The 12,049-nt window shown below is 48.6% G+C and carries 8 protein-coding genes; 2 read left to right on the top strand and 6 right to left on the bottom strand.

The genetic code is table 11. The features are described 5' to 3' along the window. Window positions 1-5: 5 nt before the first annotated feature. Genes DFP83_RS10005 through DFP83_RS09995 form a run of 3 tightly spaced genes read right to left on the bottom strand, consistent with a single transcriptional unit; the run spans window position 6 to window position 6,790 of the window. Window positions 6-3,209, bottom strand: a complete 3,204-nt coding sequence (locus DFP83_RS10005; RefSeq protein ID WP_110575313.1) for an efflux RND transporter permease subunit — start codon at window positions 3,207-3,209, stop codon at window positions 6-8. Beyond that, on the bottom strand, window positions 3,202-4,203 hold the full coding sequence (locus DFP83_RS10000; RefSeq protein ID WP_110575311.1) for an efflux RND transporter periplasmic adaptor subunit: 1,002 nt from the start codon (window positions 4,201-4,203) through the stop codon (window positions 3,202-3,204). The genes DFP83_RS10005 and DFP83_RS10000 overlap by 8 nt, the downstream gene beginning before the upstream one ends. Window positions 4,204-4,243: 40 nt before the next feature. Beyond that, complete coding sequence (locus tag DFP83_RS09995; protein ID WP_181416403.1) at window positions 4,244-6,790, bottom strand: EAL domain-containing protein; 2,547 nt, start codon at window positions 6,788-6,790, stop codon at window positions 4,244-4,246. 104 nt (window positions 6,791-6,894) lie between these two features. Here DFP83_RS09995 and greB point away from each other — a divergent pair, with 104 nt between their 5' ends. Both greB and DFP83_RS09985 read left to right on the top strand, forming a co-directional pair. Beyond that, window positions 6,895-7,407, top strand: a complete 513-nt coding sequence (gene greB / locus DFP83_RS09990) for a transcription elongation factor GreB (protein WP_110575307.1) — start codon at window positions 6,895-6,897, stop codon at window positions 7,405-7,407. 31 nt (window positions 7,408-7,438) lie between these two features. Beyond that, the gene (locus DFP83_RS09985; protein WP_110575305.1) at window positions 7,439-9,742 is read left to right on the top strand and encodes a Tex family protein; all 2,304 of its coding nucleotides are present in this window, start codon (window positions 7,439-7,441) and stop codon (window positions 9,740-9,742) included. Here the strand turns inward: DFP83_RS09985 and DFP83_RS09980 are convergent. Genes DFP83_RS09980 through DFP83_RS09970 form a run of 3 tightly spaced genes read right to left on the bottom strand, consistent with a single transcriptional unit; the run spans window position 9,739 to window position 11,934 of the window. Continuing rightward, window positions 9,739-10,434: a putative metalloprotease CJM1_0395 family protein gene (locus tag DFP83_RS09980; RefSeq protein ID WP_110575303.1), complete on the bottom strand. Its 696-nt coding sequence runs from the start codon at window positions 10,432-10,434 to the stop codon at window positions 9,739-9,741. The two genes, DFP83_RS09985 and DFP83_RS09980, sit on opposite strands and share 4 nt — an antisense overlap. 6 nt (window positions 10,435-10,440) lie before the next feature. After that, window positions 10,441-10,743 (bottom strand): hypothetical protein, encoded by a 303-nt coding sequence (locus tag DFP83_RS09975; RefSeq protein WP_110575301.1) that lies wholly within the window; start codon window positions 10,741-10,743, stop codon window positions 10,441-10,443. 57 nt (window positions 10,744-10,800) lie between these two features. Further along, window positions 10,801-11,934: a fatty acid desaturase gene (locus tag DFP83_RS09970; RefSeq protein WP_110575299.1), complete on the bottom strand. Its 1,134-nt coding sequence runs from the start codon at window positions 11,932-11,934 to the stop codon at window positions 10,801-10,803. Between the last annotated feature and the right edge of the window lie 115 nt (window positions 11,935-12,049).

The following is a 12,049-nucleotide window of genomic DNA, read 5'->3' as shown; positions in this document are numbered from 1 at the left end:
ATGTGTCAATCTTGAGCTAACGAGCGACTATCTGCAAGCCATGGAAATAACGCATAATAAAGTAATGGAACCACCAGTAGCGTCAGTAGCGTCGATACCGCCAATCCAAAAATCAATGAGATGGCGAGCCCATTAAAGATAGGGTCGCTTAGAATAAAGTAAGCGCCGACCATGGCTGATACGGCTGTTAACGCTATCGGCTTTAAGCGCACCGCACCGGCTAATATCACCGCCTGCTCGAGCGCCATGCCACGAGCAATACGTTGACGAATGAACACCACAATCAGTATCGAGTTACGCACGATAATGCCAGCTAGCGCGATCATGCCAATCATCGAGGTTGCGGTGAATTCCTTATCTAACAACCAATGACCCGGCAAAATACCCACTAACGTAAGCGGGATAGGCGACATAATGATGAGCGGCATGAGATACGAACGAAATTGAGCTACAAGCAAAACAAAAATCATAAAAATGCCGACACTGTAGGCAATACCCATATCGCGGAAGGTCTCGTAGGTGATTTGCCACTCTCCCTCCCACTTAATCGCGACCGGGTCCTCAGCACTTGGCTCGTTAATGAAGTATTGCTGTGGCGCATCTGGCATCGCTGCAATCTTGTCCACCAGCGCAAGCATACCGTAAATGGGCGAATCCATGTCGCCTGCCATATTCGCCTGTACATAAGTCACCGGGCGCAGATCTTTGTGATAAACACTCCCCTGCCACTGGTGTTGTTCAAACTGCGCGAAATGACTCAAGGGTATCGAAGTGCCGTTATTACTTAATATCGGGAGGCTCAGCCAATCATTTTGGCTTGCCTTCATTTCTGCCGGTAGTTGCAACCAAATTGGCACAGCGTACTTGGCATGGGGGTCGTTTAAATAACCGAAAGGCGATCCCCCACTGAGCGTATTAATGGCTTGGACAGCATCCGCCTGGGTAACACCCGCCTTCGCCGCCGCAACCCGATCGATATTGAGCTGCCACTTGGGTGTGGCGGCGACAACCGAGCTGTCGACATCAACAAGACCTGGCTCTTCACTCATAAGTTGTTTGAGCTTTTGCGCCAAAGCGGCCTGCGCCGCAAGCGTGCCGCCATAAATCTCGGCGACGATAGGCGCAAACACGGGCGGTCCAGGTGGTACCTCAACCACTTTGACTCGACCCCCGTTGCGTGCTGCGATGTCAGTTAATGGCGCCCGAATCGCTCGAGCGATGGTATGCGAATCACGCTCACGCGCTGACTTATGTTTCAGTTGAACTTGAATGTCGCCTTGGTAAGGCGCGCTTCGTAAATAGTATTGCCTTACCAAGCCATTAAAATTGATCGGACTGGCGGTGCCTGCATACCGCTGCCACCCCTCAACCTCATCAACACGGTTTAAATAATCGGTCATCTCGCCGAGGACTCGCTGGGTTTCGAGTACCGACGTCGACTCAGGCATATCCAAGACGATCTGCAATTCCGACTTATTATCGAACGGCAACATTTTTAGAATCACCGCCTGATTAGCGGGTAACCATAAGCTGCCCAACAATACGGCAACTATGCCAAGTCCGAGTAGCATCCGGCGCGTGCGGTATTGGGCACCAATAAAGGCACCTAATACTCGATTAAATACAGCCATCACACGCGCTGGAGCACCATCTTCTTGCTCAGAAGTGGGCGACGCATGTGGCTCTCGCTTAAGCAGTCGTAACGCTAACCATGGCGCGACAATAAATGCCATCAGCTGAGAGAAAACCATGCCCGCAGACGCATTAATTGGAATCGGACTCATATAAGGACCCATAAGCCCCGTGACAAACGCCATCGGTAGTAATGCCGCAATAATGGTCAGTGTCGCCATAATGGTTGGCGATCCCACTTCGTCTACGGCTTGTGGAATCAGCGATTTAGCGGGTCGGTTTGATAACGATAAGCGGCGATGAATATTTTCGGTAATCACAATTCCGTCATCGACTAAAATGCCGATAGAGAAAATAAGTGCGAACAGCGAGACACGGTTCAGTGTAAATCCCCAAGCCCAACTAAATACCAATGTAAACAGTAAAGTGACCAACACGACGACACCCACGATCAGTGATTGTCGCCAGCCCATGGTCAGTAGTACCAAAATGATAACCGAGACTGTCGCCGAAATAAGATCGGTGATTAATTTAGTGGATTTTTCGGCGGCGGTTTGACCGTAGTTACGCGTGACTTGCACCTCAACATCAGCAGGTATCAACTGGTTCTGCCAGGTTTCTAGTTTTCGCTTCACCGACTCCGCCACATCAATGGCATTCTCGCCTGGCTTTTTCGCAATGCTGATGGTCACCGCGGGTGCATCAGACTGGTCACCTGAACTAAGCACCGAATGGTTCACTTGCACGTCGGCATAACTCAGCTCGACGACATCCTGTAAATACACCGGCGCATTGTCGTAGACCGCCACAACGACACGACGTAAATCGTCTATCGAGCTCAGCGGCGTACCCACTTGCAAAGGAATAGACTGCCCGTCGCTCACAACGCGTTGCTCCGTGCTCACCCAATTACTCTGCGTTAGTGCCTGTTGAAGTGCAGCTACGGATAAGCCGTAACGCGCCAAGGCGCTGGGTTTAATCGTGAGATTAATGGACCGCGGCACACTACCTAGCGTGCGAATATCTCGTGTGCCTGGGATTTGCTTGAGCGCAGTTTCCAAACGATGGGCTACTGACGTGAGTGATTGTGCGTTATTAACCGAGTCCTTACCGCGCAAGGTCAACGTCATAATCGGCACATCATCGATGCCTTTCGGCTTAACAATGGGCGAAGCGATACCCAATTGCGCAGGAAACCAGTCCGCGTTGGACTGCACTTTGTTATAAAGTCGGACAAGCGCCTGTTGCCGCGCCAGCCCCACTTCAAATTGCACCGTTATAATACCTAAACCAGGTTGGGCGACCGAATAGACATGCTCAACATCAGACATTTCGCTGAGTACTTGCTCGCCCGGCACCGTTATCAGACTCTCGACTTGTTGTCGACTCGCCCCTGGAAACGCCACCATTACATCCGCCATGGTGACATCAATTTGAGGCTCTTCTTCTTTGGGCGTCACCCACACTGCAATCACACCTAAGACGAGCGCCAACAAAACAATCAACGGCGTTAATTGAGAATGCTGAAAAATCCGCGCAATATGACCAGACGGACCCAATGATTCCGGCTTACTCATCGTCTTTATGACTCCAGTCTTTAAGCACAATCTCCCCGGGCTTGAGACCCGCTAATATCTCAACCTGATCGGGCGTTACGCGACCTGTATACACCTGTCTCAGTTGCGGTGTGTCATTGTCATCAACAACATAAACGGCTCGCAATTCGCCATCGATCCGCAGTGCGGAACGGGGTATCTGGATAACCGACACATCACCTATTTTGAGCTGAACATCAACCGCCGAACCTGGTAATAAACGTAAGCCGTCTGACGGCACTGTCATGCGTAACTTGAAGCTATGACTCGGCTGCTGGGCATAAGGAAAGAAGGTAAGCTCCGTTGCCGGTAGCGACGTTCCGCTATCCAGTTGAATGTTCGCCGTGGCAAAATCACGTGCGCGCGCGTTAAATTGCTGTGGAACGTCGGCAACCACCCGCAATTGCTCGAGTGACAGGCCCGTGATGAGACGCTGTCCGGGTTGAACCGACTCGCCAAGTTCAACCCAGCGGTCAGTGACAATACCTGCGTAAGGCGCTGTTACACGGGTATACGATAATTGTTTCTGCGCTTCTTCTAACGCTGCGCGGGCTTGTTTGACGGCCGAACGTGCGCGATTATACGCAGCTTCTGCTTGATCCCGTTCAGAGCTTGATGCTGCATTTTGTTCAAACAGTTGTTGAACACGCTGATACTGCTTCTGGGTTTGCACTAGAGATGCCTCGGCACTCGCCACTTCAGCCTGGCGTTGTTCAACACGCGACGCTTGCTCAGAGTTATCCAAACCGACTATCAACGCCCCTTGCGGTACCGTGTCATCTACATCAAAAGGAAGTTCGACCACCGTGCCTGTCGTTTGAGCAGACACCGTTGAGCGTTGAGTGGCTTCCACCACGCCATTTAAGGTTAACCACTCGGGCTGTTGCTCTACGGTGACTTTAACAACGTCCTGAGCGTAGCTGCTTACACTTAACGACAGTACCAATACAACAAAGAGGAAACCTAGGGTTTTCATTCTAACCTCTTACAATATGTTTTTATATATAATGATAATATCAGTGTTTTTGCCAGTGCGCCAGCGGTTCAGGACGACCTAAATAAAACCCCTGTAATTGATAACAGCCTAATTTAACTAAACGGTGCTGCTGTTCTTCTGTTTCTACACCCTCTGCGATCGTTTCAAGACCTAAACCATTCGCTAAGGCAATGACGGTTTTTACAATCGCTTCATCACTGCGGTCGTTCAGTAAATCCCTTACAAACCCTTGATCGATTTTTAATCGTCGGAACGGCAGCAACTTAAGATAAATCAGCGACGAATAGCCAGTACCAAAATCGTCCAGGGCAAACTGAATCCCCATCGATGACACTTCTCTCATCAGCTTTGCAACCGCATCGATATCATCGATCAGCACGCTTTCGGTAATCTCCAACTCAAGGTGCTGAGCCAGACGAGGTTCTGCTTCCACGCGTTGTTTAAGATCACGCAAAAAGTCATCCGCTTTGATTTGACTCGCACTGACGTTAATCGCTACCACCCAATTATCATCTGAAAAACACTCAGACAATGCATCAATATCGTTCATAACTTGTTCCATCACGAACCGATTCAACTTGGGCATTAAACCATTAGACTCCGCAAGTGGAATGAAATCACCAGGCGATATGTAACCCTTTTCTTCATCAACCCAGCGCAACAGAGCTTCAAAGCCAATACGTTTTGTCTCACTAGTCGCGTCTGTGCAAAATTGTGGCTGATAAGCGAGACTCAACTGATTCATTGAAATAGCAGACTTAAGCGCGTCGAGCAGTACTTGCCGGTGGTTAAACTCTTCTTGCATCTGTTCATTAAAAAAGCGGATACAACGACCACCCGCCACTTTTGCTTGTTGAACTGAAAGATCGGCTGCTTTCATCGCTTCAATGTAATCTTTACAATCAAACAAACTCACCACCCCTACACTAAAGGAGACTGACAGCTGTTCACCTGCAATCAAAAACGGCTTTTCAAGCTTGACCATCAGTTGGTTTAACCACTCTTTTAAATCACTAGAGCTTGCCGTTTGAAAGCTTACTTGGCTTAAACAATAAAATTCATCTGCACCGAGGCGACCTACAAACTCATCATCTTTACAGTGCGATTTTATGCGCTCGCCCACCTGTGAGAGAAGCTGATCACCCACGTCGTGACCGTATCGATCATTCAAGGTTTTGAACTGGTCAATATCGATGAACATCAGCCAATCGGATGAGCCAAAGGCTTTTTCACCGTATCGTTCTGCCAATCTATCAATCAGTGTGCGCCGATTCCCAAGGTTAGTCAGTGGGTCAAAGTTCGCTAATTTCTGAACTTCTGACTTGAGTGCTTCGTATTCAGAAACATCCGTAGCAATACCACAAATACCAATTAATCTTCCGTCCGGCGCGGTAAGAGGCACCTTGACTGACCAAAAGAGTCTCTCCTCACCTGTTTCAGCATCAGTGTGCTGTTCTTGATAGGCAAGACGTTTACCCGTGCTCAGCACATAGCGATCTTTTTCGTTAAGGAAGGCAGCCATAGGCTGTGAAAAAAGTTCCTGATCGTTATAACCCGTGATTTGCTCTACGGGTAAACGTAATAAGTCAGCACAACGTTGATTTGCGTATTGATAGTTCAGGTCGCAATCCTTTATAAAAATGCACGCATCAACGCTGTTGAGGATGACTTCTAGACGCTTTTCGCTCACTTCTAATTGATGTGTTTTTTCGGCGACACGGCGAGTCAACATGCGATTAAATACGACAAATCCGATGGTCAATAGCACCAACGCACTCATCACGTACCATATCCATTTCGGTAATCTAATGGTGTTATTCACCGGCATGTAGCGCTCTAGAACCTCGAAATAGACCGAGTTGCTATTCGCTTTTAATGACTTTAGTGCAACATCAATGGCTTTTAATACGTCCTTATGGGTACCCTTTGCCACCCCGTAGTAAAGCTCGGTCGGCATGAATACAATCGGCGTACTTTCGAGTGGCTTTCCAACCAAGAAGTTATCACCGAAAAACTGATTGCTCGCGACCGCATCGACTTTTTCATCTAATAGCCGTTTAAAGCCGTCTTCGAAGCTCGGTACAGGTACTAACAACAGCGGTGTGTCAAAACCGGTCGCAATATCGATTAAGTAACTTTGTTGAACAGAGCCATCAACCACTGCGATGCGCTTATTCTCTAAATCAAAAATATCGCGAATTTTACTGTCTCTACGGGCATAGATTTTTGACCAGCTCAGTAATGCGGGTTCTGTGTGAACGGATAAAAACTCCGCTCGTACCTGTGTCATCGCCACATCGGGCAAAATATCAATTTCACCTTGTCGCAATAAATCTAAGCACTCAGCGAACTCACAAGGCACGGGCTGTAATTGCCATCCCTCCTGTTCACTAATTTGAACTAATAGGTCCCCCAAAATACCTGATAGTTCACCTTGGTCCGACAACATCAACTTAGGCGGGTTGCTATACACCCCAACTTTCAGATGCTTTACGGAATCAGCAAAGACATCGCTGGCGGGAACGTATAAACTGAGGCCAATTAAAAACGTAAGTATTATGCGCAAGTGACAGATACCTTTGCTTAGCATCACTATTGATGGAGAAAAATCACGCTTATGTTGCAATCGTGCATACTTATTAATCTATATATAACATTCATTAAAGCATTATGAAAACGAATCTTATCACTCGCAGTGGCTTTGAGAAGTTGCAGCAAGAACTGAATCATCTATGGCGCGTTGAACGGCGCGAAACCGTAGATAAAGTATCTTGGGCAGCCAGCCTCGGCGACCGTAGTGAGAATGCTGATTATAAATACAATAAGCAAAAATTACGTCGAATCGACAGTCGCATTCGCTATTTGAGTAAGCGACTCGACCAGCTCAAGGTGGTTGATTATTCTCCTCAACAAGATGGCCAAGTATTTTTTGGCGCATTTGTTGAGATAGAGGACGAGCACGGTACAATTCGTCGTTTTCAGATTGTTGGACCCGATGAGATTTACGACTCTAAAGACGTCGTCTCTATCGATGCGCCGATGGCAAGAGCACTTTTAAAGAAACATGTCGATGATGAAGTTAGCGTTGTGACTCCGAAAGGAGAGCAATGTTGGTTCATTAATAAAATACAGTACCACGCCTTTAGCGAAACGGATCGCGGTGACGCAGAGACCGAACAATAAAGGCGCGTTGGATTTAGAAGTAGAGCACCCTATGGAACGAATTAGTCAGCAAATCGCGCAAGAACTCAGTGTACAAGAGAAGCAAATAACAGCCGTTATTAAACTACTGGGTGAAGGTGCAACCATTCCGTTTATTGCCCGTTACCGTAAAGAACTAACGGGCGGTCTTGATGACACCCAATTGCGGCAAGCGCATCAACGACTGAACTACCTTACAGAGCTTGAAGAACGCCGCGGTGTTATTTTACGGTCTATCGAGGAGCAAGGAAAACTGAGTGATGAACTCGCGGCCAAGATTAATAAAGCCGATACGAAAACTGAACTCGAAGATCTTTACTTACCTTACAAACCCAAACGTCGTACAAAAGGCCAGATCGCTATTGAGGCGGGTCTCGAGCCGCTAGCTGATGCGCTATGGCAAAATCCAGACTTAACGCCTGAGGATGTCGCAGCCGACTACCTCAATACCGAACATAAAGTGACCGAGCCGAAAGATGCTCTTGACGGCGCACGCGCTATTTTAATGGAGCGCTTCGCGGAACAAGCGGAGTTACTCAAACAATTAAGAAACCACTTGTGGACACATGCTCATTTACGTGCGCAAGTCGTTAAAGGCAAGGAGACCGAGGGCAGCAAATTCCGTGACTATTTTGAATTCGCTGAAGCCTTCAACCGCATTCCATCACATCGCGCGCTTGCCCTCTTTCGAGGACGTAATGAGGGCGTTCTGCAACTCTCACTGGATCCGGCGCCAGCACTCGAAGCGCAAAAGGACGCCGAAGTCGAGCAAATGATTGCTGACTTTGTTGGCTTTACCGATCAACGACGTCCCGCCGACGCCTGGCGCTCTCAGGTTGTGCAGTGGACTTGGAAAGTTAAACTATCGCTCCACTTAGAAACAGAACTCATGGCGCGTGTACGTGAACAAGCTGAAACCGCAGCGATACAAGTGTTCGCAAATAACTTGGCGGACCTATTAATGGCGGCGCCCGCCGGCGCCAAACGCACAATGGGTCTCGACCCAGGCGTACGTACAGGTGTCAAAGTTGCGGTCATTGACGAAACAGGTAAGGTACTCGGCACCAACACGGTGTTCCCGTTCCAGCCGCAAAACCAAAAAGATAAGGCGATGCGAACCTTGGCGGGCCTGTGCAAACAACACAAGGTTGAATTAATCAGTATCGGTAACGGCACCCACTCGCGTGAAACCGACAGCCTCGTTGCCGAAATGCTCAAAGCAAATGCGGACGTTAAGGCGACCAAAGTGATGGTTAACGAAGCCGGCGCTTCGGTTTACTCGGCATCAGAGTTAGCCGCACAAGAATTTCCTCAAATGGATGTTGCGTTGCGCGGTGCTGTTTCAATCGCGCGTCGTCTACAAGATCCATTGGCTGAGCTTGTCAAAATTGAACCTAAGTCAATTGGTGTGGGTCAGTATCAACACGACGTAAGTCAGGCGCAACTGGCACAAAGCCTTGATGCCGTGGTGGAAGACTGCGTTAACGCCGTTGGTGTTGATGTGAACCGCGCTTCAGCCGCGTTACTTCAACGCGTCGCGGGCTTATCTAAAACGCTTGCAAAAAATATTGTCGATTATCGCGATACGCATGGCGCATTTTCAGCACGTAAAACGTTAATGGATGTACCGCGTATGGGTCCTAAAGCTTATGAGCAGAGTGCCGGCTTCTTGCGTATCAACGAAGGTCAACATCCACTTGATGCGTCTGCCGTTCACCCTGAGTCATATCATATTGTCGAGGCAATGGCCGATAAGGCGGGAATTGCCTTGAATGAGTTAATAGGCAATAAATCTGCTATCGATAAGTTGGATTTAAACGCTTTCGTAACTGAAACCGTCGGTTTACCAACGCTCCGTGATATCGCACGTGAACTTGAAAAGCCTGGTCGTGACCCGCGCCCCGAGTTTAAAACTGCACAGTTTAAAGAAGGCGTAGAAAAGGTTGCGGATTTGGAGCCCGGTATGATGCTTGAAGGCGTTGTAACCAACGTCGCTAACTTTGGCGCCTTTGTTGATATTGGTGTGCATCAAGACGGTCTCGTGCATATATCCGCTCTGGCAGACACCTTCGTTAGCGATCCGCGCGAAGTGGTCAAGGCGGGCGATATCGTTAAGGTGCGTGTTGTTGAAGTTGATATTGATAGAAAACGTATCGGCCTCAGCATGCGTAAGAACGATGACGCGGCACCGGCCAAAAAGCCAAGCGGTAACAGTAAACCAGCGCCCGCTAAAGCTAAGAAAAAACCTGTCGATAATGCATCTTCGGCAATGGGTAGTGCATTCGCTGATGCGTTTGCCAAAGCGAAAAAGGATTAAGCAAACGCCCTAAAGCCCGGGTCAGCACTCGGGCTTACCGCTTTACTATAACGTTGACCTACAACATTCGCGCTCGACGTTTCAGGGCTCCGACTCGCCTGATTTGACCCTTCGCTTCGAGCAGGGTCGCCCTGTGTTTGTTCAACTCGTGAGGGATTCATGTTCTGTTGAGCGAGCTCAGCTCGGGCGGCGGATGCTTTTTGATTAGCCTCTGAAGCGATGGCTCGATCGGCACCCGAGGGTTCGGCAGGCGCTAAAGCAGCTCGTTTCACGATGGTCATCTTCTCGATGGTAGCCTGAGGGTCGCCCTCCACTTCACTCACATCAATCTGGACTTCACCGCCAACAGCATATGACTTGCCATCACTGCCACGCTCATATTCATAACTTGGCGCACTCGCGTAGCGACCACCCACTGCCGCATGCGCTTGTTCATGCAACCGCACTTCTCTATCACGTTGTTTTAGCCTCTGCAGCTCTTTAGCTTCTTCAGAATTAGGCTGCTTCGCTTCCCGATCTTCGGATTTCGGTGCTTTATCGTCGCTATTTGACTGTTTAGATTGAGGAGTCTGCTCGCCTTCTGCCGAGCTTGGTTGTCTGACCGCAGGTCGCAGACGATTATCACCTGCTAATTGTTCACTAGCAGGTGGTGTAATCGTGGGGTAAGGAGGCAGTGCAGGCGTGATGTTCAAAGATAATCACACCTTTGTGTCGATCAGCGTACCCAACACCTCATCAGCCGTTTCGACGCTACGAGTATTCGCTTCAAACGTTTGCTCACCCTGCGCCAAAGAAACTAATGAATCGGTGGCCGTGTTGGCGGGTACACTATTCAAGGTTTCGCTTGCGGTTTCCGAGCCATTGACTGACTCGGTCTGTGCTTGCTGCCAACGCGCATTGCTTTGTTGCGGGTTGGCGAGCTCTGCGCTTGCCTCGGTTACTTGCTGGCTTGCCCGTTGCATGCCCTGCACACCCGCTGCCAGTGCATTACTGATATCCATGAGCACTCCTCGATTTATTCAAGTCTGTGCTCATTATTGTTGATTTTTTACGCAGATTCAAGCGTAACGTTTAATCTCCGACAGCAACGACTGCCAATGCCGCTGTTGTTCCTCAAGGTTTTCTTTGAGCTCGTCGATACGTTCCTGCAAACCTTCAAAATGCACTTGCTCTTTCAACTGTTTTGCTTTGGCATCTAACAGCTTTTTCCGGGTCTGATAGTACTCACGTAAGCATGTCGCCATTTGTTGATAGTGTTCATGAGCACTATCAATCAGCACTTGCGGCGCCGACTTAGCCTTTCTCGACACACGAGTTAACTGCATCGTCAGCTTAGCGCGCTCGATTTGGTAGCCCGACGTGCGTTTTAAGTCACGCGTTAATCCAATGTACGACAGACCACGAATTAGCCACTTGGTTGGATCAAATTGATACCAACGGATGCCATTTCGGTAATCGGCTGAAAAAATATGGTGATAATTATGATAGCCTTCGCCAAAGGTTAAAAAAGCTAACACACCATTGTCGCGCGCTGTGTTTTTATCGGTATAAGGCTGCGAACCCCAGATGTGGGCGAGCGAGTTGATAAAAAACGTTGTGTGGTGGTTCAGCACTAAGCGCAACACGCCGACCACCAATAGACCACCTAAAATATCACCGACTAACCAACCAAACAGCAATGGCCATCCGAAGTTGGTAAGTAACGTAAGCAACAAGTAGTGCTTATGCTGCCACATAACAATGGGATCGTCTTGCAGATCTTTGACATTGTTATAGTCGCTGTAACGACTCGCCTGATACTCACGGAGCATCCAACCAATGTGCGAGTACCAAAAACCACGTTTCGCTGAATACGGGTCTTTGTCGTTATCATCGACATGGGTATGGTGCACACGGTGATCACTCGCCCAGTGCAGCACGCTGTTTTGCAGTGCAACGGCTCCGCCGATTGCAAATAGGAAACGCACAATTGGATGTGCTTTATACGCTTTGTGGGACCATAAACGGTGGTAACCGGCGGTAATAGAAATACCCGCAAAACAGGCGGTTCCTATCATTGCCCACCAAAGACTGGAATCAATACCATATACATAGGCATAAACGGGTACACCGATCGCTGCGATAGCGAAGGTGATTGCGAACACCCAAACGTTTAACCAGATGATTGGGGGTTTTGCATTAATCGAATTCATTCGTAACTCACATTTAGTTAATTCTTACCACGCCAAGTGGTTGCCGATCATCATCGCAGATCAGCTAACACCTGTACGCTGAATTCTACTTCTTTAATAAAAAAACTCAAGCAAT

This window comes from Idiomarina fontislapidosi (genome assembly GCF_003226255.1).
In the GTDB taxonomy this organism is placed as follows: Bacteria; Pseudomonadota; Gammaproteobacteria; order Enterobacterales; family Alteromonadaceae; genus Idiomarina; species Idiomarina fontislapidosi.
Note: the sequence above shows the minus strand (reverse complement) of the source record. Positions and strands in the feature narration are given on the sequence as shown.